This is a genomic window from Haloarcula amylolytica (assembly GCF_049705545.1).
GTDB lineage: Archaea > Halobacteriota > Halobacteria > Halobacteriales > Haloarculaceae > Haloarcula > Haloarcula amylolytica_B.
Genome location: NZ_JBNAMU010000001.1, coordinates 2,701,009 through 2,725,493, shown reverse-complemented (window position 1 = coordinate 2,725,493; position 24,485 = coordinate 2,701,009). Strand labels below are relative to the sequence as shown.

Genomic DNA, 24,485 nt, shown 5'->3' with positions numbered 1-24,485 from the left:
GAATTGTTAGTAAAAGAATGTTGACCCCAAGGTCCGTTCCCCATCACCCGAACTCGCTGTCTGATTCGGCTACGACCCTGCTTGCAGTGATTATTTTGACCCCGTGGCGGACTCAGCGTACTGTTTGCTACTTTGTACCAAGATCAGCAAATTTTTTTACGAACCGCAACACTAGTGTCAAGTGGATACGAGGTGATGGCCAATGGCGCTGCCAACAACCACACCGAGTTCCTGGATGCGCGGTCTTGACCTCCCGTCCCGCCTACTCGAAACCGGTAGCGACGACTACGAACTATATGAAGAGGACGACGAGTTCGTCCTCAACGTCGAGCTCCCGGGCTTTGACGTCGAGGACATCGACGTCTCCTGGGACGACGGCATGTTGAACATCGCCGCCGAACGTGAGGACGAACAGCGCGGCGAGCGTCGGACCTACCACCGACGCTTCCGATTCCCGAAGCGCGTCGACGATGAGGGAATCGCCGCGAACTACACGAACGGTATCCTCGAGGTGCGCCTGCCCGTCGAGACGGGCGCGACGGCCCGCGGCAAGCAGATCGAGGTCGAAGGCTGACCGTCGGGCCGCAGGTGTACCGCCCGATAACCGACTTTTTCGATTCGGTTAGAACGATGCAACTGACTGTCAAGCCACTCAAGAACAGAGAGCCGGGGAGTGGGATGGCAGTCATCGACCGGCAGGTACTGGAGGACAGCGAGCTCAGCAGCGGTGACTTCGTTCGCCTGCAGGAACGCAGCAGTGACCAGTCGGCTATCGCGAACGTGTGGCCCAGCGACTGTGATGGCACTGGTCGGGGCTGTGGCGTCGCTGGATGCCCGCAATGCCAGCGCCTCGCTCGACTCCGGCGTCGAGAGCGAATAGCGTCGGGCTTAAGCCCGTGACGGCCCGACCGTTGTCCGTGACAGATACCGCTCCCGAGTCGGTAACCGTCCAGCGGGATATCCCGTTCCACGAGATGGACGGCGTGACGCTGACGCTCGACCTGTACGACTCGCCAGCGGCCAGCGGCCCGAAACCGGTCGCCGTGCTCGTCCGCGGCGGCGCGTTCACGTCCGGCGACAAGGGCGAGTTCGCCCGGCACGCGCTCGACCTCGCTGCGGACGGCTTTCTGGTCATCGAGCCCCAGTACCGCCTCGCGCCGGAGTGGACGTTCCCGGCGGCGCTGGTCGACGTGAAGGCCGCTATCGAGTGGGCCAGAACGGAGGGAGAGGGCTACGGCGCGGACACCGACCGTATCGTCGGCGTCGGCCACTCAGCGGGCGCGAACCTCGTTGTCCTGGCCGCGCTGACGGCGGACGAACCCGGATTCGAACCCGAACTGTATCCCGGCGCGTCCTCTGCGCTGTCGACCGCCGTCGGCTACGCCGGCGTCTACGACTTCCACGCGCTCGACGCCGCCACCGACGTCGAGGCGGGCGAGGGCCACCGCGCGTACCTCGGCGGCGGGCCCGACGACGAACCCGCGGCCTACGACCTCGCCTCGTCGGTCGGACAGGTGAATACCGACGCCCCGCCGACGCTGTTGCTCCACGGCACTGCGGACGACGTCGTGCCGCCCGCTCAGTCCGAGCTGCTGGCCGACGCGCTCGGACCGATGACCGACGTAGTCCACGAGACGGTGCCGGCCGACCACAGTTTCCCGTTCCACGGGGCGCACTACGACGACGTGTACGAGCGGACCGTCGAGTTCATCCGGCGAGTCGGAGTCGGCGGCCCGGATACCGGTGACGCGGCCGGTGCAGGCGAGAGAACCGGCTTGCCCGGCGGCGACCTACCGGGACCGACCGACCGCACCGACGACCTCGGGCCGGGAGATATTCGGAGCCCGGACCGCCGCGACGGCCCCGGATTCTGACGGCCAGGTCGAAAAGTTAAGTAGCTCGCAAAAGTGAGATAAGATACCAATGGCCATAGACCCGGAGTTCGAGGAGAACCGCGACGTTGTCGAACAGCACGACGGGCACGACGTCTGGGGTCCGGTCGACGAGCCCGAGGAACTGGGCATCCACGGGACACACGTCGCCGTCGACTTCGACATCTGCATCGCCGACGGCGCGTGCCTGGAGGACTGTCCCGTCGACGTCTTCGAGTGGGTCGACACGCCGGACCACCCGGAGAGCGAGATCAAGGCCGACCCCGCCCACGAGGAGCAGTGCATCGACTGCATGCTCTGTGTCGACGTGTGCCCGGTCGACGCCATCGACGTGGACCCGGGCCGCGCTGGCCGTATCTGAGCTATCGGACCCCCCTGTTTCCGCGGGATTGCAGCATTTCACACCCTAAATATAAACGCCCTACAGCTGTCAGGCTGTCGTCATACAGCGTGTTACCTGGATTCTACAACCCCTGGGACAGATACGCCTACCTGTCATACAGATTTGTAAACATACATTTATTATAGATTCTTGTGTGAGATACACTCACGAGGGTCGTGATACCATGCACACAGTCGTTATGACGAAAGGCGTTCCGGACTTCCGCGAGGGACAGGTGTCGTTCGACGAGGACGGCCATCTCGAACGGGGGAAGACACCGACGGTGATGAACCCTAACGACAAGCACGCGCTTCGGGCGGCGTTCCAGACGAAAGTCCGCAACGGCGGGCACGTCTCGCTGATGAGCATGGGGCCGCCGGGGTACAAAGAGGTCCTGCAGGAGGGGATGCGAGACGTGTACGCTGACGACCTGTACCTCCTCTCGGACCGCGAGATGGGGGCCGCGGACACCTGGGCCACGGCGATGACCGTCGCCACCGGCCTGCAGAAACTAGCGGAGCAGCCCGACCTGGTGTTTGCCGGGTTCAAGACGGCCGACGGCGAGACCGGCCACACCGGGCCACAGACCTGCTGGTGCCTGGACTGGCCGATAATCACGCACGTCCTCTCGCTCGATATCGACGAGGACGCCGGCACCGTCCGGGCGAAGCGGCTGGTCGACGGCGATATCTCCGAGATCGAGACGGTCGAAGCGCCGATGCCGTGTTTCATCGTCGCCGACCCCGAGTTCGAACCGACCTATCGGAAGGCGAGCCACCGGCTGAACCACAAGGACCTCCGAGAAGAGACCCAGCAGCGGGCCGAGGAGTACGAGGACCATCTCACGGTCTGGGACCACGAAGACCTCAACCTCGACCCGGACTACATCGGTCTGGACGGCTCGCCGACCATCGTCTCCGGGGTCGACCCGATTCCGAAGGCTCCCTCCGAGCGGGAGGCGACGATGATCGAGGCCGACGAGCGCGAGGCGCTGGAGCCGGTACTGGACGAACTGACGCCGTACGCGGCAGGTGACTGACAATGCCCGAGATCGATCCAACAGAACACGAAATCGCCGAGTTAGGCCCGAAAATCAAAGACGTCGACGACGCCGACGAACTGCGGGCGATGCTGGAGCTAGAGAAAGACGGCGAGGACCGCATCCCCGTCAAGACGCTCATCGAGGACCGGATCGAGAAAGTCGAAAGCGAAGACGACGGCGAACTCGATCCGGAAACCGTCGAACTCTCCGATCTCACCGTCGCCGACGTGGCGAACATGGTTCGAGACGTCGACGACGCCGATGTCCTCCGGGATCTGCTCGAACGCGAGAAAGCGGGCCAGGACCGCAAGACTGCGAAGTCACAGATAGAGAGCCGTATCGAGTCTGTCGAAGGGACCGAGGAAGCTGAGGGTGAGGAGACGGCGGAAGTCGAGTACGTCCCACCGGAAGAGAAGTACCCGGACCTCGACCACCCGACCAACGACAAGCAGTGGGTCGAGGGCACCGTCGGCGCGGAGTACCGCGACATGTGGGTCTACTGCGAGACCCAGGCCGGCGAACTCGTCGACGTCTCGAAGGAGATGCTCGGGAAGGCACGCGAACTGATGGACGCGTACAACGAGGAGTACGACGAAAGCGAGCGCGTCGTCGCCGTCCTCATCGGAGCCGACGCCAGCGATCACGTCGAGGACGTCATCGCCTACGGCGCGGACCTCGTGGTCTACCACGAGGACCCCCGTTTAGAGCGGTTCCGCCACCAGCCGTACACCGAAATCTTCTGTGACATGGCTCGGGCCGGTGGGGAATTAGCTGCGGTGGGCCGCGAGGATGTGGAGTGGAAGGAGTACCACGAACCCCGTTACACCGTCTTCCCGGCGACGAACAACGGCCGGGACCTCTCGGCGCTCGTCCAGGGCGAACTCGACTCCGGACTCGCGTCGGACTGTTCGGGGCTGTACATCGAGAACGCGATGATATCCAACCCCGCGAAAGTAGGTACCGCCGGCGACAAGAAGGAGTTCGAGCGCGTCCTTCACATGAAGCGCCCGGACTTCTCGGGCTTCGAGTATTCGACGATCCTCTGTATCGACAAGCCCAACCGGGACTTCCATCCGCAGGGCGCCTCCGTAATTCCGGGGAGTTTCGAGATGCCCGACCCTGACTACGAGCGCGAGGGCGAGGTCGTCGACTACGAGATGGACCTCGACGACGACTGGTTCAAAGTTGAGGTCGAGGAGTACGACCGCCTCTCGGGCGGTGTCGACCTCACCGGCAACGACGTCATCGTCGCCGTGGGTCGGGGCATCGGCGACGACCCGACGCGGGGCATCGAGCAGGCGCTGGACCTCGTGGACGCCTTCGAGGACGCCGACCTGGGGCTCTCGCGGGGCGTCATCACCTCGTCGTACTCCTTCGACGGTCACGTCGAGCAGTACGTCACCGAGGAGCGCCAGATCGGCGAGTCCGGACAGGAGGTCGAACCCGACGTGTACATCGCGGCGGGCATCTCCGGCGCGATCCAGCACAAGGTGGGCTGTGACGAGTCCGATACGATAATCGCCGTCAACACCGATCCGGATGCCGACATCCGGGACTTCTCGGACTACCTCATCGAGGGCGACCTGTTCGAGGTGCTCCCGCGCTTGACCGAGGCCGTCGAAGCCGGTGAACTCGGCGCGATGATGGAGGCCAGCGATGACTGACGCCTACGAGGAGTACGAGGCGGTCGTCGTCGGTTGCGGACCGGGCGGAGCGGCCGCGGCGGCGACCCTCGCGCGGAACGGCGTGGAGACGCTGGTGCTCGAACGCGGCGTCGACGCCGGCTCGAAGAACGTCTCGGGCGGGCTCATCTACGCCGAGGAGTCGGCCCCCTACACTATCGACGGGCTGTTCCCGGACTTCCGCGAGGAAGCGACGGAGCGGCCGGTGACGGAGAACCTCATCCACAATATCGCCGGCGACAGGGTGAAATCCTTCGACATCGGCGATCTGCATCACCACGACACGGCGTGGGCCGACGCGGTGTTGCGCCGGAAGATGGACTCCTGGCTCGCCCAGCAGGTCCACGAGCGCACCCGGGAGACCGGCGGCGGCCTGCTGACCGAGGTCCACGTCACCGGCTTGCTCCGCGAACGGGGCAAAATCGTCGGTGTGACGACCGAGGAACTGGACCCGATCAAGGCCGACATCGTCGTGGCGGCTGACGGCGTCAACTCCGAACTCGCCCGCGACGCCGGGCTGATGGACTGGGAAGAGCCCGAGGAGTGGTTCCAGGGCGTGAAGGCAGTCGTCGACATGGAGCCCGAGGTCATCAACGACCGGTTCGACGTGGCTCCCGACGACGGCGCGGCCCACCTGTTCTCGGGCGACCTGTTCGACGGCGTCCGGGGCGGCGGCTTCCTCTACACCAACGAGTCCTCGCTGTCTATCGGCACCGTGTTCCACCTCGATTCCATCGCCGAGGAGCGGGCCGAGCCCCACGAACTGCTCGACAGCCTGCTCACGCATCCGCTCATGGCCCAGTGGCTCGGCGACGAGTACGACGAGCGCGAGTACAGTGCGAAACTGGTTCCGGACTCGAAGAAGGCGGCCCACCCCTCCCCGCACAAGGACCGCCTCGTGCTGGTCGGCGACGCCGCCGGTCAGATGCAGGCTCAGGGCCCCATCATCAAGGGGATGAACCACGCGGTCACCGCCGGAGCGCTGGCCGCCGAGGCGTTCGCCGACGCCCGGGCACGCGGGGACCCGTCTCAGGCCGGCGAGCTGTACGAGAAGAAACTCCACGACGAGGGGGTGATGGACAAACTCCGGCCGACCGGGTACAGGGTGTTCGGACAGCTCGGCGAACTCGGTCCCGTCGACGACCTCTCGAACGCTATCGCCGACTCTGCCGTCGGCCGGTTCGGGGTCCGGGCGGCGGCTGGGCTGCTCGAACGGGCCTACTCGTCGCCCCGCATGGTGTCGATGATCCCAGACACTAAACTGCCCTACGTGACGCTCCCGACGATTATCGCCGAGGAACTGGGCGAGCCCGTGACCGACGAGAACACCGTCTCGCCGCCCGATCTGGCCGACCGTATCGGCGACCTGACCTACGACGTGGGCGACCCGCACATCGAACTGGTCGACAAGTCCTTCGAGGCCTCGGGCGCCGCCGTCACGGCCTGTCCGGTCAGCGCCGAGGACTTCGGCGGCGGCTGTTACCGCGACGAGATGGTCAAGACCAACGGGAGCCAGGAACACCTCGTGAGCCTCGACACCCAGCCCTGCGTCGAGTGTGGCACCTGCGCCATCGTCGCCGACACCGAGTGGGAACACCCCGCTGGCGGGAAAGGCGTGGAGTTCAACGAGGGCTGACCGGGTCTGCGATGTCCCAACCGTATCACGACCGCATTCGGACGCTCTCACGTCGGGCCGAGCAGGCCCGCGAGTCGCTGGACCCCGACCCGCCGGACGAGGAGCGGGCGATGGCGATTCTCCGTGAGGGGTTCGGCCCCACCGTCGCGCTGTACTGTGAAACCCGGACCGGCGGGTCACTGGTCCGGTTCTCAGACGCGGAGTTCGAGCGACTGGAGCGGGCGATGAACGACTGGCTGGACTGCTACGGTGCCTGCTACGGCGTGGCATTAGACGGCACCTACTCGATCAGAGCGGCCGCAGAACTGCTCGTCGATACGCACAACGCCCATGACGCTGCGGCGGTCCTGACCGGCGTTCCGGAGCAGTAGCTGCCGTTTACCGGGAAGTACATGGTTTTTGATAAAAGATTAAGTACTGTCTCGTGGTAGCAGATACCATGGAGCTAACAGAGCCACTGCAGTTCGACCACGAGGACCGACGGGACATCTACGAGTACGTCGAATCACACGGGTCCGTCGAACCGAGAGCCGCCCGGTCGGCGCTGCAGATGGACCCGCGGCCGTTCGGCCATCACGTCGCGATACTCAAACGCGACGGCGTACTGGAGGAGATCGACGGGGAACTCCGCGTTGCCTACAATGACACCGTCGAAGAAGAGTTCGAGGCCGACGACATCGAGTTCACCATCCGCCAGGCGCGACAGGAGGACCTGACCGGCCTCGTCGGAGCCATCCGAGCCGCCATCGGCGGCGGCGAGTACGTCGACGCGGAGACCGTCGCCGACGTGGTGGACAGCGAGGGCGTGCTGCTCCGACACAACGAGCTGGAGTCGCGCATCTTTTTCGTCGCCTGCATCAACGACGACGTGGTCGGCTGGGTCCATCTCAAACATCCCGAAGTCGAGAAGCTCAGCCACACGGCGGAGCTGACGCTTGGCGTCCTCGAACAGTATCGAGGCCACGGCATCGGGTCCCATCTGCTCGCCCGGGGCACCGAGTGGGCGGCGTCGAACGGCTACGAGAAGCTATACAACTCTGTCCCATCGACGAACGAGGACGCGATCGAGTTCCTCAATGCCCACGGTTGGGACACTGAAGCCGTCCGCGAAGACCACTACAAGTTCGGCGACGAATACGCCGACGAGGTGATGATGGAGATCGACCTGTAACGCGCTACGTCTGCCCCAGCGCCCGAATCGTCTTTCGAGCCAGCTCCCCGTCGACCTGCTGTGGCACAGTTAGCAGAAGCCGGTCGAGGACAGCCCTGTCCGCAATCGCGTCCCGTTTCTCCCGCGCCCGTTCCGGCGTCCCGGCGATGCCGAGGTCAGCCGTCATTTCGTCGGTGACGAGCTCCGTCGCCTCCCCGCGGTCACCCGCCTGCCAGGCGTCGGCGATGCGCTCCGCCCGGTCCGGATACGTCTCCGCGACAGCCCGGCGATACCCCTCGCCGCTGCCGACGTAGTAGGCGATGTGCTGACGGAGTTCCTCGGTCGCCCGCTCGGAATCCTCGTGGACCACCGCCGGCACGTACGGTGCGACGGTAATCTCGCTCGGGTCGCGGTCGGCATCGCGTGCCGTCTCCGCGATGTAGTCGAACGCCGATTCCAGCTCGGAGAACGGAATCATGTGCGGCAGCCAGCCGTCGGCGAGTCTGGCGACGACTCGCCTGTTCGCCGGCCCGAGGGCGGCGTGGTACACCGGCACGTCACGGTCTAACGGCGGAACGCCCCTGACCGACACAACTTCGCCGTCGTAGGTCACCCGCTCGTCGCTCGTCATGAGCTGTTTGACGATGTCGATGGTTTCGTGGGCGCGACGGACCGGTCGCTCGAACTCCATGCTGTGCATGTTCTCGATGGACCGGGCTGTACTCGTTCCCAGGCCCAGCACCGCTCGCCCGTCTGAGACCCTGTCGAGGGTTGTCGCTGTCATCGCCAGCACGGCCGGCGACCGGGAGAACACGTTCAGTATCGCGCTCCCGATTTCGACCTCGTCGGTCCGGGTCGCGATGTCCGTGAGTTCGACGACGGAGCTGGCACCCCACAGTTCGTTCAGCCAGACCGAGTCGTAGCCCCAGTTTTCGGCCTCGACAGCCAGGTCGATTGTGCTGTGGTCCTCGACGCGTGGCACGACGACTCCCAGATGCATGGTGTGACCGACCGCTGGAACCCTAATAAAGAATCGTGTTGATAACTCGAAGCTGTTCTTCTCTACTCCGGCAGGCTCACTCCTGACCGATCATCCGCTCCTGTTCCTGCCAGTATTCCTCGCGGAGTTCGTACTTCTGGATTTTACCGGTCGCCGTTTCAGGGAGCGAGTCCCGGAAGTCGATGCCTGCGGGGATCTTGTAGCTCGCGACGCGTTCCCTGAGGAACTCGAGAATATCCTGTTCGGTCACGTCGCTGTCGGCCGTCGGAACGACAATCGCCATCGGCGTCTCGCCCCAGTCTTCGCTCGGAGCCGGAATGACCGCGGCTTTCAGGACATCGGGGTGATCGTACAGTTCGTCTTCCAGTTCGATAGAGGAGATGTTCTCGCCGCCGGAGATGATGATGTCCTTCCGGCGGTCCATGATCTGTATCATCCCGTCCTCGTCCCACGTCGCGAGGTCGCCGGTGTGGAAGTACCCCTCGACGCGGTCGTTGAACGCCTCCTCGGTAATCTCTGGCTTGTTGAGATAGCGGTCCATCACCTGGTTGCCCTGCACCACGATCTCGCCGATAGTCGCCCCGTCGCGTGGCACGCCGTTGCCGTCCTCGTCGACGACCCTGATGTCGGTACACAGCGCCTCGGACCCCTGCTTGACCTTGAGTTCACGGCCCCGTTCGGCGATGCGCCGCGGGGAGTTGCTGGTCGTGATAATCGGGGCCGTCTCGGTCAGGCCGTAGATGTGGATGATGCGCCAGCCGAACTCGTCTTCGACGCGTTCGATAGTCGCCGTCGCCGGCGCGCTCCCGGCTGTCGCGATCCGCACGTCGCGGTCGCCCTGTGTCACTACGTCGCCGTCGTTAGCCCGGTAGTGCTGGATGAGTTTGTTCAGCACCGTCGGCGCGCCGCACATGAACGACACGTCGTACTCGCGGACCCGGCGGAAGGTGTCCGCGGCGTCGAAGGTCCGCTGACAGACGTGGGTGCCGCCGGTCCCGGTGATGGCGTAGGTGTGGCCCCAGCCGTTGCAGTGGAACATCGGGAGCGTCCAGAGGTACGTGTCGTCGTCGCGTATCTCCATGTGCTGATTGAGCACCAGCGCGTGCCAACTCTCGGTCCGATGGGTTCTGACCACGCCCTTCGGGTCCCCCGTCGTGCCGGACGTGTAGTTGATGCTGGCGTCGTCGTCCTCGGCCATGTCCGGCCGGTCCGGTTCGGCTGTCGGCTGCCCGTCGAGGATACCGCTGTAGGCTTCCCACTCCCCGTCGATACGGTCGGGCTCGTACCCGATGAACGTCTCCGCAGGGATGTCGTCCCGTACTGGCTGGACCTTCTCTGCGAAATCGTAGTCAGCGATTACCGTTGCGGCTTCACAGTCGTTCAGAATATACTCGATTTTCGCGGGATCGAGCCGGTAGTTCAGCGGGACGAACACCGCGCCGAGTTTGTTCGTCGCGTACAGCGTCTCGATGAAGTAGTGTGTGTTCGGCGCGAGGACGGCCACGCGACTCCCCTTCGAGACGCCCCGCTCCGACAGTGCGTGTGCCAGCCGATTGACCCGCTCGTTTACCTCAGCGTACGTGTACTCGGTGCCGTCGTGGGCGACGATACCGGTCACGTCGTCGTAGATGTCCGCTGCACGGTCGATGAAGTCGGTGGTGAGCATCTCGCGTTTCATGATAACACGCCTCACTTGCCGTATTCAATCCCAATTATTATTATATTTTCTTCGTGAACGGTTGACAGCCGCCCGAATCGATACCTTCGTGTGAACTAATATGGCTCTCTGGAGAACAACGGCCTACGGCCACTCGTCCTCGTGGCCGTCCATCGGCGCGGGGACGACGCCGTCCTTCTGCGCCCAGACGCGGGCGTGGTCTGGACACACTTCGCGCTTCGCGTCCCAGGGGATGTGGAGTTCGACCGCGGCCTCGTTCTCGCAGTCGTCCTCGGCACACCGGGTCATAGAAGCGCGGCGGCGATCATGGTGACCAGTATCGATGCCGTCAGCAGGGCCTGGACGACGCCGGAGGCTAGCATCCCGGCGGTCGTCACGAGGGCAGCCTTCGCGCTCCCGCGAGCGTCCTCCTGCCGGTAGAACTCGACGACGAACACCGTGCCGGCGACCCCCAGCAGGATGCCGAGCGGACCGGTGAGGAAAAAGAGGACGAGCGCCACCACTCCGGCGAGGGCCGCCGTCCGGTTCGACGCCCCGCCGACGCGTGCGGCGACGGCCCCGCCCGCGATGTCGACAGCCCACGTCAGCAGGCCGACCAGCGTCAACAGGGCCAGCAGGACCGTCCCGGGTTCGGTCATGCCACTGGCGATCCAGTAGAGATAGACGCCGGCGAGCGAGACGAGCGCACCGGGGACCTGAGGCGTGAGGCTGCCGATGACACCGCCGACTAGCAGGGCGAACGCGAGCACGAACAGCAGCGCTTCGAGGCCGAGCAGGCTCATTGGTGTCTGTCGAGTTCCTCCTGTACCCAACGGTCGCCGTACAGACGCGTCAACCTTTCGACGATTCCGCCGAGCGTGCGCATGCACTCCCGCTCCGAGACGAACGCCAGTTCCTCGGTGACAGCCGACCAGGGACGGGCCTGCAGAACCTTTCGGACGAGGAGGCGTTCCTCCTGCGTCGAAAGCGCGGCTGGATCGGCCGGATCTGAGAGGTGTCGCCGGGTGAGTTCACGGAACGGCTTCGGGTTCGTGTCGAGAACCGACGCCCCGCCGGGGACGCCAGCAACCAGCCGCCATTCCCACTCGGAGAGGGAGGTGGACGGTTCGCTGTCAGTCGCTCGGAGCACGGCCCGAATGACGTCGGGGTCACAGTCGTCGAGTGGGTCCGACAGCACCGCAGCGATTCGGTCCTGGAACCACTCACCGTGACGCGCCGCGAGCGCCGCCCCGTCGTCGGAACAGGGGTCGAGCATCACGACGGAGTACTCGCCGCTGGTCGCGTTCCGCGAGGTGGCGAGGTGCACAGTACGATAGCCGTTGTGGGCCCAGAAACGGACGAGTTCCGGCGTCGCACCGTAGCCGACGCCGAGCCAGTCCACCCGCTCAGCGAACTCCCTCTCGATTTCCGAGAGGAGTTTGGAGCCGAGCCCGCGGGACCGGACCGCGGCGTGGGTCGCGATGCGGAGGACCCGCTGGCCGACCGGAACACCGGCGGCTTCGTCCCGGAGTTGCGTCGACAGTACGTCCGGAAGCATGTTCCCGCGGACTCGCCCGCCCTCGTACATCGTGGCTCGCGTGTCCGCCGAGAGCCCGCCTTCCTGTGCCAGCAGCGTGACCGCGACGACGTGGCCCCCGTGGGTCAGCGCCCGGACGGTGAGATTGGGCGCGTCGAGCAGTCGGGCCAGGTCCGATGGTTCCGTTCGGTAGTGTGCCAGCACGAGCAGGCCGAAGACTTCCCGGAGCAGGTGTTCGTCGGCGAGCAGGTCCGCGGCCGAGAGTCGGCGGTACTCGACGGTCTCCGGCGTCGCTTCGGCGATGAGCTGGTCGACTGGCGGGCGCGCGTCCAGCAACAGCGCCCGGAACACCCACACCTCCACGGGGTCGGCGCTACTGTACCGAATGGGCGTCGTCATCGACACGTCGGTGATCGTGTGGTCGCTTTCCGCCAGCCGGTCACGGAACCGGACGGAGAAGCCCCGGCCTGCACCCTCGTAGCCGTGGACGGTCGTGGTGAAGGCGACTGCCGGAGCATCGAGGAACTGTTCGAGTCGCCGGACCGGCAGGGCCGCGGCCTCGTCGACGATGACCACGTCGGGCTCGTCCGGAAGCGTAGCGCCCTCGGCCGGCGGCGCGTACCGCACGCAACCCGCCCCTGCAACGTCGAGCCGCTGGGGTTCCGACGCCTGGTCGCGCGTGAAATCGACGCCGAGCGTCTCCAGCAGGCGTGCCGCCCGCGTGAACACCTCGCCGGCGCTCCGGTACTGTGGCGCTGTCACCAGCACGTCCCTGCCCTCTAGGGCGAGGTTTCCGGCGGCCAACCCGGCGGCGCTGGATTTCCCCCGGCCCCGGTCGGCCTCGACTACGACCGCCGCGCCGTCGTCCCGCAGGGTCTCGAACGCCCGGACTCCGTCCCGCTGATCGCCGGTGAGACACTGGGCGTAAGTCTCGGAGCGGAACCACGAATCAGCGGGCGGAGTCGGTGCAGGAACCGGGCGGCTCGGTGGCGGGTCCGTCAGGCCGTCCTGCTCTATTGTGTCTGTGTTGGCGTCCACGATGGCGATGCCCCGGTGCGCTCGCAGCGTTTCGACGAACCGCTGGCGGAAGTGGCCGGTCACGTCCTCGACCCTGAACGGCGGGACCGCGAGGGAGGCATCGAACCCGTCCCGCTCCTCGGGCCATCGGTCCAGCGGCGGCGCGAGGAGAACGTAGAGGCCGCCGCCGTCGACCGCGCCGACGGTCCGCCCGACCGCGTCCGGCCGCAGTTCCTCGTGGGCGTCGAGTACGACGGCCGTCCGGGTCCGACCCAGGAGTTCCTCGGCGCGGGACTGTTCGTGGTGTTCGCAATCGAGAAACGGCTCCGGGCCGACGACGGTCGTCTCAGCGCTCGGGATGTCCGCCGCGTCGAGCGCTGCCCTCGCTCGCTCCCGCGTCCGGTCGGGGTCGCCCGCCAGCACGAGCAGCCGCCGCTCGTTTGCGCGGCGGGCTTCCGCTCGGAGCGACCGCGCGATGTCCATACCGGTGGTGGCGGACGCGCCAGTATGGACCTGACGGTCGCAGTGTTCCCGAGGTAGTCTTTTCACCGGACCGGACGCAGTTGTCGGCATGGGTCCCCTCCAGACCGCACTCTGTTCGGAACTCGGTATCGATCACCCAGTCGTGCAGGCACCGGTCGGGAGCGTCTCGACGCCAGCCCTGGCCGCGGCTGTCGCGGACGCGGGCGGCCTCGGGATGCTGGCGATGTCGTGGCGCGAGGCCGACGCGATCCGTGATGCGTACACGGCGGCCGCGAGCGCGACCGACGGCGTGGTCGGTGTCAACGTCGTCCTCGACGAGTCGACGGGCGTGCTCTCGCCGTCTGCGTGTCTCGATGCGTGTCTGGACGCGGGCGCGTCGGTTGTCTCCTTCTCGTTCGGCGACGCCGAACCGTACATCGACCGGGTGCACGAGACGGGCGGTACGGTAATTGTCACGGTCGCGAGCGCGGCCGAGGCTAGGGCGGCCGTCGACGCCGGGGCCGATGTCGTCGTTGCACAAGGCCGGGAAGCTGGCGGCCACGTCCAGAGCGACGTGACGACTCTGGCGTTGCTCCCGCGGGTGGTCGACACGGTTCCGGTGCCAGTCGTCGCAGCCGGCGGGCTCGGCGACGGCCGCGGCCTTGCAGCGGCGTTGACGCTTGGCGCTGACGGCGGCTGGTTCGGCACTCGGTTCGTGGCGACCGAGGAATCGGGCGCGCACGAAACATACCGGGAACGCATCGTCGACGCGCCCGAGACGGCGACGCGGTTCACCGAACTGTTCGACCGGGGCTGGCCGGACCAGCCACACCGGGTCCTCGAAACCGATGAGGTCAGGCAGCAGGCCAGTGCCGATTCGGACGAGGTGGACGACGGCAGCAACGACGAACAGATCGCACAGATGCCCGACGGCAAGCCGATCAGTCGGCTTGCTGATATGCCCCCGCTTGCGGGCATGACCGGCGACATCGAAGCCCTGCCACACTACGCCGGCCAGAGCGCCGGCCTCGCACAGGAGGTTCGGCCCGCCCACGAGGTGGTGGCCCGACTCGTCTCGGACACGGAGGCGGCGCTGGCTGATGCGGTGGCGGCCACGGAATAGACAGACCACCCGACAGCACCCGTGTGCCGGCCTGGCACGCGATTTCGGCTTCGAAAGCGCTTTTAGGGCCGGTGGCACAGATTGGGGTACAGCCTGCGCCGAGTTGATGATGCTCCCAGCCTTTTCAGGATACACACCATCACGGTGTGACGGGCCTCGCGGCCCGGACACGGCGGGGGAGCCTGAGCTCGCGCGCAGGAGGTGAACATACAAATGCCAGTATACGTAGATTTCGACGTTCCCGCGGACCTCGAAGACGACGCCCTCGAGGCGCTCGAGGTCGCCCGGGACACAGGCGCAGTAAAGAAGGGTACAAACGAAACGACCAAGTCCATCGAGCGCGGTTCCGCCGAGCTCGTCTTCGTCGCCGAAGACGTCCAGCCCGAGGAGATCGTCATGCACATTCCGGAACTCGCCGACGAGAAGGGCGTCCCCTTCATCTTCGTCGAGCAGCAGGACGACCTCGGTCACGCCGCCGGGCTCGAAGTCGGCTCGGCCGCCGCAGCCGTCACCGACGCCGGTGAGGCTGAGGCCGACGTCGAGGACATCGCCGACAAGGTCGAGGAGCTTCGGTGAGGTGACCTCGGATGAGCGCTGAGGAATCCGAAAGCAGCGGTTCCACGCCCGCCGAGGTTATCGAAGTCGTGGGCCGGACGGGGATGCACGGCGAGGCCATGCAGGTCAAGTGCCGCATCCGCGAAGGCGAGAACCAGGGGCGCATCATCACGCGCAACGTTCTCGGCCCGGTCCGCGAAGGTGACGTGCTCCAGCTCCGCGAGACGGCTCGCGAGGCCGACACCATCGGAGGGCAGTAACCATGCCCCGATCACGCGAATGTGACTACTGCGGTACGGACATCGAACCCGGTACGGGCACGATGTTCGTCCACAAGGACGGCGCGACCACGCACTTCTGTTCCTCGAAGTGCGAGAACAACGCCGACCTGGGCCGGGAGGCCCGAAACCTCGAATGGACCGACACCGCCCGCGGTGAGGTCGAGGACGAGGCCGAAGAAGTGGAAGCGGACGCTGACGAGGTAGACGCCGAAGAGGTTGCGGACGAGGCTGCCGAGGAAGCAGACGCTGAAGAAGCTGATGCCGACGCCGATGAGGCCGACGCGGATGCTGAAGACGAGGCTGACGAAGAAGCCGAGGAGGCCGAGGCCTGATGTCGGAACACGAGCGCACGTTCGTGATGGTCAAGCCCGACGGCGTCCAGCGCGGCCTCATCGGGGACATCGTCTCCCGCTTCGAGGACCGCGGCCTGAAGATGGTTGGCGGCAAGTTCATGCAGATCGACCAGGAGCTCGCCGAAGAGCACTACGGCGAGCACGAGGACAAGCCGTTCTTCGACGGGCTTGTCGACTTCATCACCTCCGGCCCCGTGTTCGCGATGGTCTGGGAAGGCCAGGACGCGACCCGGCAGGTCCGAAACATGATGGGCGAGACCGATCCCGCCGAATCGGCTCCCGGCACCATCCGTGGTGACTACGGGCTCGACCTCGGTCGGAACGTCATCCACGGCTCCGACCACGAGGACGAGGGCGCAAACGAGCGCGAAATCGAACTGTTCTTCGACGAGGACGAACTCGTCGACTGGGACCAGATCGACGCGCCCTGGCTGTACGAGTAACGCCAGATCGGCTGTCGCGTTTTTTCGAGCACAATCACCTTGAGGGCGGCGTCCGTACCGAACAGTATGAGCCTGACGCTCTACCAGCTCGACGGCTGTCCGTACTGCGAGAAGGTCGCCGACCGACTGGACGAACTCGACATCGATTACGACAGCGTCTGGGTGGAGGCGCTCCACTCGAAACGCGACGAGGTGAAGCGGGTCTCCGGCCAGCGGGGCGTCCCGGTCTTGGTCGACGAAGACCGTGGTGTCACCATGGCCGAGTCCGACCGCATTCTGGAGTTCGTCGAGACGACTTACGCGCCGGAAACGCGGCCGGCATAGAGGTAGCGGGCGGCCGCGCCGAGGCTCGCAAATATCAGCGGGAGGAAAAACATCAGGATAAGGAGCCACAGCACTGCCGGTGCGGCCTGGCCCTCCGCCCCGCTGTCGAACATGACCGTCCGGACAAACACGAAGCTCCCGGCGAATCCCGTTGCGACGTAGCCAAAGCCGATACCGGTCCCGACGAGCGCCGCTTCCTCGAGCAGGCTATTCGACCGGGCGTCACCACGGTAGCGCTCGAACAGCGCGCCGACGACGAGCAGCGAGACGATGGGAATCAGGAAATAGACGATGGGGGGGACGTTTGCCCCCTGGGCACCGTACAGGACGTTCCGCGCGGCCGAGCCGTACACTTCGGCATCTGCCGCGGTCACCAGCGTCGGCACGTGATGGGCGTTGTACAGCACAAACCCGTACTGAATGAGCTGGTCCGACAGCTCCGGCAGGTCGACCGACGACGGGCCGACGAGAAACAGCAGCGCGACGAGCAGATACTCGACCGCCAGCGTCCCGGCGGCGACGCCGGCCGCCCGGAGCCACGGAAACGTTCGGAGACTCTCGGCTAGCAGATGACTCTCCGGCTGTGGCTGCTCGGCGGTGGCGGTCGGCGGCTCGTCGACCAGCGAGTCGTTGACCGGCGTCCCGGTCCCCTCGTCGCTCGCCTCGTCGGTTCCGTGTTCAGTCACGTCTAGCCGTATCAACTTCAATGACGGAAAAAAGGGTTCCGGTGGTCGCTACTCCGACTCGAAGTCCAGCGCCGCGCCGTTGATGCAGTACCGCTTCCCGGTCGGCTCAGGCCCGTCGTCGAACACGTGACCCAGATGGCCACCACACCCGGCACAGACGACTTCTGTTCGCTGCATCCCGTGGCTGTTGTCCGCCTGTGTCTCGACGTTCCCCTCCTGGTACACGTCCCAGAAGCTCGGCCACCCAGTCTCGGAGTCGAACTTCCTGTCGCTGTCGAACAGTTCCGTCCCGCAGCCAGCACAGGTGAACACGCCCTCGTCTTTCACATCGATGAGGTCGCTGCTGAACCGGGGCTCTGTTCCGGACTCGCGGAGGATTCGGTACTCCTCGTCAGAGAGCATCTCGCGCCACTCTTCGTCGTTGTCCGGGAGGTCGCTCTCGGATTCACTCATGCTCCGGTGTAGGTGCCCCAGCGGTAAAAACGTAGAGCCAGGGGTGGGCTATTCTTCGATTACTCGAAGCCAAAAATTTAAAATATATAAATAGAAAGATAGTAGTATGGACGACCCCAAAGAGGGAATAGAGAAGCTTCGCGACCGGATCAAAGATAGCGACGAGATCACCGAGGCTGACGCTTCGGCGTTGCTGGATTTCTCCGATGAACTGTACCTCCGGAAGACCGAAACCGGCTATCACCGGCATGCGAAATTGTTGCGTCATTGTGTGCGGATTGCTGAGAACGTTGGTGGACTGCACGATGCACTGACTGACAAGGACGCGGCCAAGACGATACTCAACTGGATTCACCGGACCTACGACAACGAGGAAACCAACCGTGACTACCGAGTCGCGGTTCGGATGTTCGGACGACGAACGACCGAGGACGGCGGCGATCACCCACCGGAGTCCATCGCTTGGATTCCCTCCGGAACCTCCTCGAGTTACAACCCCAAACCGGACCCGGCCGAGATGCTTGGCTGGGGGGACCACGTCAAGCCGATGATTGATGCGACGCTCAACACCCGGGACGCGGCGATGATTGCGTTGCAGTGGGACGCCGGCCTGCGAGGCGGAGAGTTTCATGAACTCCGTGTGGGTGACCTCGCGGACCACGACTACGGGATGCAAGTCACCGTCGATGGGAAACGCGGCCAGCGGACGGTGACGCTCATTCCCTCGGTGCCTTACGTCCAGAAGTGGCTCGCTGACCATCCTGGTCGTGAGGACCCGACGGCGCCACTGTGGTCGAAGCTCACCACGAATGAGGCCATTTCTAAGCGGACGGTCTACCAGTCGTTCAACAACGCCGCCGAACGGGCCGAAATCAACATCCCTGTCACACTGACGAACTTCCGCAAGTCCTCGGCGTCGTATGCAGCCAGCGAAGGCATGTCCCAAGCCCATCTCGAGGCTCGCTACGGGTGGGTTCGGGGCTCCGATGCGGCCGCCCGCTACGTCGCTGTCTTCGGTGAGGCTGGGGATCGCGAGCTCGCGAAGATTCACGGCAAGGATGTCGAGGACGTCGACGAGGCGTCGGGGCCCGATAGCCCCGTGACCTGTCCCCGGTGTAACAAGGAAACCCCTGGTGACGAGGACTTCTGTGTCTGGTGTGACCAGGCGCTTTCTCGTGGCGCTATCGAGCGTATGGAACAGGACCTCTCTACGGTGCAGCGGGATTTCCTGCAGTTCGCCAAGGACAACCCCGACATCCTCGATGAGGCCGACCGGCGCGAAGAGCTGATTACCGAACTGGCCGACGACGGGGAGTTCCTCGAACGAGCTCAGGAGTTTGTCGACGCCCTGGAGTCTCATTAGGACAATCCTCGCTGCCGTTTGAGGTGTTCGAATTCCTGTTCTAACTGCTCGAACTCCGGGTCCGAGAGGCCACGGTCGAGGATGGTCCAGGCCATTGCCCGCCCCATTGTATCCGAGGAATGCCGGAGAATCTCGATGAGCTCCTCTTTGTTCTCGCGGGCGTACTCTTCGATGGTCTGGTCATCGGGACCGCCAGTAATCACGCTGGCTCACCTCCGACGGTTTCTAAGCGCTCGATACAGACTTCGGAGATTCGCGGTCGGCGCCGGTACTGTTCATAGCGGTTCTCGACGGTGGGGAACGCGGTCGTCCACTCGGTGTAATGTTCGAGGTCACCCACGCGGTAGCGCAAGCGCCAGTAGTTCGTAGCGGTAGTCTGGCCGCTGTGTGGCTCCGTGTGGGCGTCGGCACCTGCCATCACAGGTCACCCCCGTCAGTGACTGGCGGCGCTTCTGTCGGCGACAGGGCCCCAGAAATCGCAGCCAGGTCGACGGCATGTGTCTGGAGTGCCTGCTGGCCGGCGTCGGTCAGCGTGTACGCGTTCGTGCGGTCGTCGACGGCTGATTGCTCGACCAGGTTCCTGTCGGTGAGCTGGTCGAGGTTCTGGTATAGCCGGCTGTGATTTATTGGGTCGGTGTAGCGCTCATCGAGATACTCCTTGATGGCCAGGCCATAGGGGAGGTCGTCACCGTTGGTGATGCTCGCGATAGCCTGGAGGATATCGCGCTGAAAGCCTGTACAGTCGTGCCACGTTGTCATTGGTACCCTCCGTTGGACAGCATATCCGATGGAAGGATACTGGGGTAGGAAAGGCTGCGGCGGGCGGGTAGTCGAAAGTCGGTTCTGACGGGACTGACTTCGGTACTGGGTCGCTGCGTGGTGTTCATGGGTGGTTCAGGCAATGACTGAATGCTAGCCGAAAGTGACCGAAAGGGCCGCTGTCTGGTGGTTTTGGCCGTGACCGAAAGCGGTCGGTAGCGATGCGTCTCTTGAGGGGTGAGGTTACTCATGGGTGTGTGATGACTGGTAGGCGATCTATACTTCGTGGACTGTGGGGTGGTTTCAAGGACCCCGGTATCGAGTGCATTCATGCGGTTTGCTAGCCGACGCGACGCCCGTGCTGGTGACACGGCGTCGCATCCGGTTTTCGGTGAGTGCGACCCCCGAGGAGCGACGCGTCGGCCGTGCTCGGACAGTCATTTGCACAAGTACTTAATATTTGGCACTGTACTATGCCATAATGAAAACTACAATGCCAGAGTGCATGGACTATATCATGGTTGGAGAATCCGGTGACAATAACAGCGGAGGCAACGAATCAGAGGATATGGGTAAGGAGGAGCGAGTGAGACAAGTTCTGGGCCTATTAGTTGAAAGTGGCCTCCACCTCCCGCCAAATGTGATATTCCACAATTGTAAAGAGAGAGGTGCTACCTTCGAAAGGCGGACAGTTAACCGCTATCTCAAAGAACTTCTTCAGGAAGGATACGTGGAAAGAGTTGACGGGACCGATGGATTCTACAGGGCAACTACAAAGGGTCGTGAGTACTATTTTGGAGATGAAAAATGATACTGCCATCTGGCACAGTACTATGACAATCACTAAGTAGTTGCACCTTCTGAGTATAATCTGAGAACGCACACACCACTGGGCAGTTTCTGTTTGAATCAGAAATTGCCCACCCTGTCTCCAGCAGGGTAGGCGTGTGGGTTCTCACGACAACCCATGCAGAAATCAGAAGCCAACCCTCAAGAACGTACCGCACGCGAACTACTCACTCAGGGCCAACCGCTCTTTCTGGGCGTCGACGGCGACGATGCAGCGCACTACTGGGATAGCTATGAGTTCGCCGTGGCTATCATCACGACTGATGGACACGCAGAGAAAGTTGAACTGTCCGAGACCCCCTTCACAACCCTTTCTGAGTGGTGTGAGTACACCCGAGGGGAACGCGGCTGGGACGTCGGCCCTCACGTCGGTGGGTCACTTGTTGGCGATCTCACCCAGGCGGTGAAAGCATGAGTTGTACCGTAGAGGAACGCAAGCAAGTCCGACGAGCCGCTCGGGGAATTCGTGATTGTGTGCCGACGGTCGCCGTCGACGTAGTCGCACCGAACGCAAGCCAGTACGATGCGTGGACGCTCGATGCTGTGTTACCTGATGCAGAGGGTGTGCCGCCGGAGGTCTTGCGTGAACTCGCGTTAGCCGGGTTAACGCTGCAACCGACGCCATCGCAGGCAGAGTATCAGCATGTGACGGCAACGGTATAATTAATTGGTCCGTCCTTTTTATCGACATTCGCCTCGGATAGCAGTGGGTTTGTTTCAGATGTACTCCCAGACGTTTGTAGTGGCCTAAAAATTAATAAAAATATGATATGTACCTCTCGATTTCGATTGTTGGGATCGAAATATAGTCTGTTGGGTTTACTTATTAATTTATACCAAATCCAGAAACACTAAACATGCAACCGGAGCGAGGTTTGCAGTGATGATAGCGAGGTCCCCTTTTCGAATGGTAAGTCCTCGATAGGTGCAAAACAAGTCTTTACGTGCGTATTCTGTCGGCGTTTTTGACTCGAAGTATCTCCGCATCCAAACCCGGAGACCGACAATAGAACATATCGAAACGGCACCCGCGAAAACAACTAATCCACTTACACTCTCTGCTGTGTAGAGTTTAGTTAGGAAGATAACAAATGCCGCAATCGTAGCAATATCGAAGTATCTCATCGATTGCTCGTAATGATAACTGAATAGCGCCGTATACCTAATATTCTCAGCGCTAGCAGGTGAATCGCCGATCACATCGTATTCCGGTTGCTTCTGGAATTCTCCTTCGAATTTTCCCTCACCACCCGCTGTGGCAATTTCAACTACAATAGTAGACAGGAATGGAGTGATTTCAAGAACTAGCCCCGGACTTGGGAAACTCATTTAAATTGGACTTCAGAATGTAGTGTCGGTCCTTTCCTACTATCTTCAGCTGCTTGTTCTGTTTCAATGTTCATCGACAACTGAATGATCCCCATTGTTGAAGTGCCTCCTGACTCTCTCTTAGCCGGAACCTGAAATTGATATTCGTTTACATTTTTTCCTTTTGACGGGGCTACATGTGCTTTTTCGACATACTCGTAGGACTCTTCACTCCCCTGGCTTTCAGTCATTAGAGTTATGTTCTCGTTTAGACTCCGGATCCGCACTTCAACAGTAGATACATGGCTTCGCCAATTAATGATTCCAGTTCGTTGAGTGCCTGTCTCCCCTTTTGAAAGACAGCATACTTGCTCTGTGTCATCCATGCATGTCTTCACTTCGATCATGCCATGCTTGTCCTTATCCGACTCGTAACAAGAACTACCCTCAAGTTTCTGCATTTGCATTATTTTGACGGATTTAGCTTATTGCTAGCTTCGCAGTTTGGCGGAATGATTCACTAATCATATCATCGGTAGCGTCTAATCTACTCACTGAACTTATATCAGAATCTAGTGCAGTTGCAGTCGCATACTGAACCAAAGCTGCTCGTAGTTTTCCGTAATCAGCCTGGTTTTCAGTCATATGGATTGTGATCTCATCACCACTGTCGCCATTCCCAGACTCCCAGGTTACTGTGTATTGGCCGTTTTTAGCCTCCGTTCTAAAGAACAGACACGTATCAGAGTTGACCATATCCAGTAACTCATCACACTTTCCATGAATCCACTCATCCGATTCACGGGTTCGCATTTCACTCGGGGCATCTTCTGGAACTGCTGTATCGTTCTGCACAACCTGTTTGAATGAATCAAATGAAGGCGATGACGATCTCCAGTATATAGACAAGGAATCACCACCGATTCTCTCGAGGATCGCACGAAATTTGGCACCTATCTCTAGAGACTGTCTGGTGAAATCCTTATCAATTCCTGCTACTTTACCCTCTTCCTCACTGATTTTCTTGATCTGATCAAAGGGGCCTACTTGGGATTCGTCTTGTTCTGCAAATTGAGAAGTGGTAGACTCGTCAAATATCCGTTCGATATCAAGTGTAGATTCGTCTGTGTATTCTGAATAATTACCATAGACGTATTTAATTAGATTTGAAAGCCGCTTCTCACCATGTGCTGAGGTTATCTTATTAGCCTCTTCGAACACCTTATTAAAACCGTCCTTCTTTAGAAGGGTTTTTGCAACTTGGATTCCGTCAGGGGTAAGCGAGTAGTCGATTCTGTAATTACCAACCTCATTTCTTGTTCTACTCCTACGGATATGTCCACTATTAATCCAACTCTCAATATCGCGCTCCAACTGATATGAATATGGACCAAATTTGTAGGGAATAAACCGATATCTCTCCGGGAGATCTGACTCCTTTTGACCGAGGAAAACTAACTTTTGGAATCTTATTGAACCGCTAATTCCCTGCGTTCCCGACGTGTGTAGGTACACAATCGGCAGGGGTGAAGTCATAACCTGTACTCAGAGTCAATTCGGACCATACTAAAGTATTGCCAAAATAAAAGACCAAAGAAGATATTCACCACCTCTACACTCTTAATTTCCTCATAGATCAACCTAGCCAGTTCGTCGACGACTTCGTCAATCAGCTTGTTTGACCGTCGGCACATAATTGATCAACCCACCTCGGACCTCATCGACGGATAGTAGCGTCACTTCCGAGGTGTTGCCAGCGTACGAACCAGGAGTAGGCCTGGGCAGCAATCTCTTTCCAACCCCACAACTCCTAACGACTGAGTGAAACAATATCCTCACGGACTGAAGAAAGAGCATAGCAGCTTTTCGCCGAAATAGTCAACTCATATAACACGAAGCCAAGCGTTCTTTTGGCCTCCTGGACATCCTCGTGCATGGGAATTCAGGAGTACGTCGGTAGCGATGAGAAGGTGCTTGCACAAGCAGTCGTCCACAGTGACCCATATGCAGTAGTCTTCTCGGGAAAGGCCGGAGAGATCGCTTGCACACCGAGCCGGCTGATTTACAGCGAACGGAAGAAGACCGTCGACATTCCAGTAAACGAAGTTGGGTCGATGGAGTTCGAAGAACCGCGAATGCCGCGGGCCTATCTTTACACTGGTATCGCTGCACTCCTCTTTGCACTCTTTGGTGGCGACATCTCGCCTGGTCTGCAGTCGTTTTGCTATGTCCTCGCACCAGTCCTTCTGGGGGTCGGGTACATGTATCGGACAAGTGTGCTCAAGGTTTTCACGCCGAGTCGGACCTATGAGTTCAAATCCCGAGACGGATCGTTCCCGGAGGTCGTGTCAGCGTTCCGTGACCGGTCAGACGACAGAGTCAGCGTTGAAGCCTAAGCCCTCCAAGCAAAGGGCATGCCAGAGAATCGACCAGTTTGTGCATTTATTGAAGAGCCGATTTTAGTCGTATCGGTTCCAACATAATCCACATTGTGAATTCCGATAATATTAGATAGGCATACTGGAGACAGT

At 61.8% G+C, this 24,485-nt stretch carries 33 protein-coding genes; 20 read left to right on the top strand and 13 right to left on the bottom strand.

Features of this window, described 5'->3' with window-relative positions; translation table 11 throughout:
* Positions 1–202 precede the first annotated feature (202 nt).
* The 9 genes from ACOZ4H_RS14235 to ACOZ4H_RS14195 all read left to right on the top strand — a co-directional run bounded on the left by ACOZ4H_RS14235 (position 203) and on the right by ACOZ4H_RS14195 (position 7,805).
* Positions 203–574, top strand: coding sequence for an Hsp20/alpha crystallin family protein (locus tag ACOZ4H_RS14235; protein ID WP_424329903.1), 372 nt, complete (start codon positions 203–205; stop codon positions 572–574).
* Between the two features lie 56 nt (positions 575–630).
* Positions 631–900, top strand: coding sequence for a hypothetical protein (locus ACOZ4H_RS14230; RefSeq protein WP_424329902.1), 270 nt, complete (start codon positions 631–633; stop codon positions 898–900).
* Between the two features lie 17 nt (positions 901–917).
* Positions 918–1,874 (top strand): alpha/beta hydrolase fold domain-containing protein, encoded by a 957-nt coding sequence (locus ACOZ4H_RS14225; protein WP_424329901.1) that lies wholly within the window; start codon positions 918–920, stop codon positions 1,872–1,874.
* 49 nt (positions 1,875–1,923) lie between these two features.
* Complete coding sequence (locus ACOZ4H_RS14220) at positions 1,924–2,253, top strand: 4Fe-4S dicluster domain-containing protein (protein WP_004593526.1); 330 nt, start codon at positions 1,924–1,926, stop codon at positions 2,251–2,253.
* A gap of 205 nt (positions 2,254–2,458) precedes the next feature.
* Entirely contained in the window at positions 2,459–3,313 is an 855-nt protein-coding gene (locus ACOZ4H_RS14215) for an electron transfer flavoprotein subunit beta/FixA family protein (protein WP_424329900.1), read from the top strand.
* Between the two features lie 2 nt (positions 3,314–3,315).
* Positions 3,316–4,980, top strand: coding sequence for an electron transfer flavoprotein subunit alpha/FixB family protein (locus ACOZ4H_RS14210; RefSeq protein ID WP_424329899.1), 1,665 nt, complete (start codon positions 3,316–3,318; stop codon positions 4,978–4,980).
* Positions 4,973–6,634, top strand: coding sequence for an FAD-dependent monooxygenase (locus tag ACOZ4H_RS14205; protein WP_424329898.1), 1,662 nt, complete (start codon positions 4,973–4,975; stop codon positions 6,632–6,634). The genes ACOZ4H_RS14210 and ACOZ4H_RS14205 overlap by 8 nt, the downstream gene beginning before the upstream one ends.
* Before the next feature lie 11 nt (positions 6,635–6,645).
* Positions 6,646–7,005, top strand: coding sequence for a hypothetical protein (locus tag ACOZ4H_RS14200; protein WP_424329897.1), 360 nt, complete (start codon positions 6,646–6,648; stop codon positions 7,003–7,005).
* Between the two features lie 68 nt (positions 7,006–7,073).
* On the top strand, positions 7,074–7,805 hold the full coding sequence (locus ACOZ4H_RS14195; protein ID WP_424329896.1) for an N-acetyltransferase family protein: 732 nt from the start codon (positions 7,074–7,076) through the stop codon (positions 7,803–7,805).
* A 4-nt stretch (positions 7,806–7,809) separates the two neighbouring features.
* Here ACOZ4H_RS14195 and ACOZ4H_RS14190 read toward each other — a convergent pair whose 3' ends face one another.
* The 5 genes from ACOZ4H_RS14190 to tmcA form a co-directional block, all read right to left on the bottom strand.
* Positions 7,810–8,784 (bottom strand): LLM class flavin-dependent oxidoreductase, encoded by a 975-nt coding sequence (locus tag ACOZ4H_RS14190; RefSeq protein WP_424329895.1) that lies wholly within the window; start codon positions 8,782–8,784, stop codon positions 7,810–7,812.
* A 76-nt stretch (positions 8,785–8,860) separates the two neighbouring features.
* Positions 8,861–10,462: a class I adenylate-forming enzyme family protein gene (locus tag ACOZ4H_RS14185; RefSeq protein ID WP_424329894.1), complete on the bottom strand. Its 1,602-nt coding sequence runs from the start codon at positions 10,460–10,462 to the stop codon at positions 8,861–8,863.
* 123 nt (positions 10,463–10,585) lie between these two features.
* Complete coding sequence (locus tag ACOZ4H_RS14180) at positions 10,586–10,750, bottom strand: hypothetical protein (RefSeq protein WP_424329893.1); 165 nt, start codon at positions 10,748–10,750, stop codon at positions 10,586–10,588.
* Complete coding sequence (locus ACOZ4H_RS14175) at positions 10,747–11,244, bottom strand: DUF456 domain-containing protein (protein WP_424329892.1); 498 nt, start codon at positions 11,242–11,244, stop codon at positions 10,747–10,749. Before ACOZ4H_RS14175 ends, ACOZ4H_RS14180 begins: the two co-directional genes overlap by 4 nt.
* On the bottom strand, positions 11,241–13,568 hold the full coding sequence (tmcA, locus tag ACOZ4H_RS14170; protein WP_424329891.1) for a tRNA(Met) cytidine acetyltransferase TmcA: 2,328 nt from the start codon (positions 13,566–13,568) through the stop codon (positions 11,241–11,243). The genes ACOZ4H_RS14175 and tmcA overlap by 4 nt, the downstream gene beginning before the upstream one ends.
* Here tmcA and ACOZ4H_RS14165 point away from each other — a divergent pair.
* The 6 genes from ACOZ4H_RS14165 (at position 13,567) to ACOZ4H_RS14140 (ending at position 16,536) form a co-directional block, all read left to right on the top strand.
* Positions 13,567–14,580 carry an NAD(P)H-dependent flavin oxidoreductase gene (locus ACOZ4H_RS14165; protein WP_424329890.1) on the top strand — a complete coding sequence of 338 codons (1,014 nt, stop codon included), beginning with the start codon at positions 13,567–13,569 and terminating at the stop codon, positions 14,578–14,580. The genes tmcA and ACOZ4H_RS14165 overlap by 2 nt on opposite strands.
* A 213-nt stretch (positions 14,581–14,793) precedes the next feature.
* A complete protein-coding gene (gene rpl7ae, locus ACOZ4H_RS14160; protein WP_424329889.1) occupies positions 14,794–15,156 on the top strand; it encodes a 50S ribosomal protein L7Ae in 363 nt (120 codons plus the stop codon).
* 11 nt (positions 15,157–15,167) lie between these two features.
* On the top strand, positions 15,168–15,395 hold the full coding sequence (locus ACOZ4H_RS14155) for a 30S ribosomal protein S28e (RefSeq protein ID WP_004516764.1): 228 nt from the start codon (positions 15,168–15,170) through the stop codon (positions 15,393–15,395).
* Between the two features lie 2 nt (positions 15,396–15,397).
* The gene (locus ACOZ4H_RS14150; RefSeq protein WP_424329888.1) at positions 15,398–15,748 is read left to right on the top strand and encodes a 50S ribosomal protein L24e; all 351 of its coding nucleotides are present in this window, start codon (positions 15,398–15,400) and stop codon (positions 15,746–15,748) included.
* Positions 15,748–16,212 carry a nucleoside-diphosphate kinase gene (gene ndk, locus ACOZ4H_RS14145; RefSeq protein WP_053966071.1) on the top strand — a complete coding sequence of 155 codons (465 nt, stop codon included), beginning with the start codon at positions 15,748–15,750 and terminating at the stop codon, positions 16,210–16,212. The genes ACOZ4H_RS14150 and ndk overlap by 1 nt, the downstream gene beginning before the upstream one ends.
* 66 nt (positions 16,213–16,278) lie before the next feature.
* The gene (locus tag ACOZ4H_RS14140) at positions 16,279–16,536 is read left to right on the top strand and encodes a glutaredoxin family protein (protein WP_424329887.1); all 258 of its coding nucleotides are present in this window, start codon (positions 16,279–16,281) and stop codon (positions 16,534–16,536) included.
* On the opposite strand, the gene ACOZ4H_RS14135 is transcribed toward ACOZ4H_RS14140, so the two are convergent.
* Together ACOZ4H_RS14135 and msrB are read right to left on the bottom strand one after the other, a co-directional pair.
* On the bottom strand, positions 16,509–17,222 hold the full coding sequence (locus tag ACOZ4H_RS14135; protein ID WP_424329886.1) for a hypothetical protein: 714 nt from the start codon (positions 17,220–17,222) through the stop codon (positions 16,509–16,511). The genes ACOZ4H_RS14140 and ACOZ4H_RS14135 overlap by 28 nt on opposite strands.
* Before the next feature lie 48 nt (positions 17,223–17,270).
* Positions 17,271–17,675, bottom strand: coding sequence for a peptide-methionine (R)-S-oxide reductase MsrB (gene msrB, locus ACOZ4H_RS14130; protein WP_424329885.1), 405 nt, complete (start codon positions 17,673–17,675; stop codon positions 17,271–17,273).
* 106 nt (positions 17,676–17,781) lie between these two features.
* On the opposite strand from msrB, the gene ACOZ4H_RS14125 reads away from it, so the two are divergent.
* Entirely contained in the window at positions 17,782–19,038 is a 1,257-nt protein-coding gene (locus ACOZ4H_RS14125) for a tyrosine-type recombinase/integrase (protein ID WP_424329884.1), read from the top strand.
* On the opposite strand, the gene ACOZ4H_RS14120 is transcribed toward ACOZ4H_RS14125, so the two are convergent.
* Genes ACOZ4H_RS14120 through ACOZ4H_RS14110 form a run of 3 tightly spaced genes read right to left on the bottom strand, consistent with a single transcriptional unit; the run spans position 19,035 to position 19,797 of the window.
* Positions 19,035–19,241: a hypothetical protein gene (locus ACOZ4H_RS14120; RefSeq protein WP_424329883.1), complete on the bottom strand. Its 207-nt coding sequence runs from the start codon at positions 19,239–19,241 to the stop codon at positions 19,035–19,037. The two genes, ACOZ4H_RS14125 and ACOZ4H_RS14120, sit on opposite strands and share 4 nt — an antisense overlap.
* Positions 19,238–19,456 carry a hypothetical protein gene (locus ACOZ4H_RS14115; RefSeq protein WP_424329882.1) on the bottom strand — a complete coding sequence of 73 codons (219 nt, stop codon included), beginning with the start codon at positions 19,454–19,456 and terminating at the stop codon, positions 19,238–19,240. Before ACOZ4H_RS14115 ends, ACOZ4H_RS14120 begins: the two co-directional genes overlap by 4 nt.
* On the bottom strand, positions 19,456–19,797 hold the full coding sequence (locus tag ACOZ4H_RS14110; RefSeq protein WP_424329881.1) for a PadR family transcriptional regulator: 342 nt from the start codon (positions 19,795–19,797) through the stop codon (positions 19,456–19,458). Before ACOZ4H_RS14110 ends, ACOZ4H_RS14115 begins: the two co-directional genes overlap by 1 nt.
* Positions 19,798–20,278: 481 nt before the next feature.
* Here ACOZ4H_RS14110 and ACOZ4H_RS14105 point away from each other — a divergent pair, with 481 nt between their 5' ends.
* From ACOZ4H_RS14105 to ACOZ4H_RS14095, 3 genes are all read left to right on the top strand, one after another.
* Complete coding sequence (locus ACOZ4H_RS14105; protein ID WP_424329880.1) at positions 20,279–20,608, top strand: hypothetical protein; 330 nt, start codon at positions 20,279–20,281, stop codon at positions 20,606–20,608.
* A gap of 156 nt (positions 20,609–20,764) precedes the next feature.
* Positions 20,765–21,061 (top strand): hypothetical protein, encoded by a 297-nt coding sequence (locus ACOZ4H_RS14100; protein ID WP_424329879.1) that lies wholly within the window; start codon positions 20,765–20,767, stop codon positions 21,059–21,061.
* Positions 21,058–21,309: a hypothetical protein gene (locus ACOZ4H_RS14095; RefSeq protein ID WP_424329878.1), complete on the top strand. Its 252-nt coding sequence runs from the start codon at positions 21,058–21,060 to the stop codon at positions 21,307–21,309. The genes ACOZ4H_RS14100 and ACOZ4H_RS14095 overlap by 4 nt, the downstream gene beginning before the upstream one ends.
* A 168-nt stretch (positions 21,310–21,477) precedes the next feature.
* On the opposite strand, the gene ACOZ4H_RS14090 is transcribed toward ACOZ4H_RS14095, so the two are convergent.
* From ACOZ4H_RS14090 to ACOZ4H_RS14080, 3 genes are all read right to left on the bottom strand, one after another.
* Positions 21,478–21,975 (bottom strand): hypothetical protein, encoded by a 498-nt coding sequence (locus ACOZ4H_RS14090; protein ID WP_424329877.1) that lies wholly within the window; start codon positions 21,973–21,975, stop codon positions 21,478–21,480.
* On the bottom strand, positions 21,972–22,205 hold the full coding sequence (locus ACOZ4H_RS14085) for a hypothetical protein (protein WP_424329876.1): 234 nt from the start codon (positions 22,203–22,205) through the stop codon (positions 21,972–21,974). The genes ACOZ4H_RS14090 and ACOZ4H_RS14085 overlap by 4 nt, the downstream gene beginning before the upstream one ends.
* Before the next feature lie 229 nt (positions 22,206–22,434).
* The gene (locus ACOZ4H_RS14080; protein WP_424329875.1) at positions 22,435–23,490 is read right to left on the bottom strand and encodes a hypothetical protein; all 1,056 of its coding nucleotides are present in this window, start codon (positions 23,488–23,490) and stop codon (positions 22,435–22,437) included.
* A 398-nt stretch (positions 23,491–23,888) separates the two neighbouring features.
* On the opposite strand from ACOZ4H_RS14080, the gene ACOZ4H_RS14075 reads away from it, so the two are divergent.
* Positions 23,889–24,350 (top strand): hypothetical protein, encoded by a 462-nt coding sequence (locus tag ACOZ4H_RS14075; protein ID WP_424329874.1) that lies wholly within the window; start codon positions 23,889–23,891, stop codon positions 24,348–24,350.
* Positions 24,351–24,485: the final 135 nt, after the last annotated feature.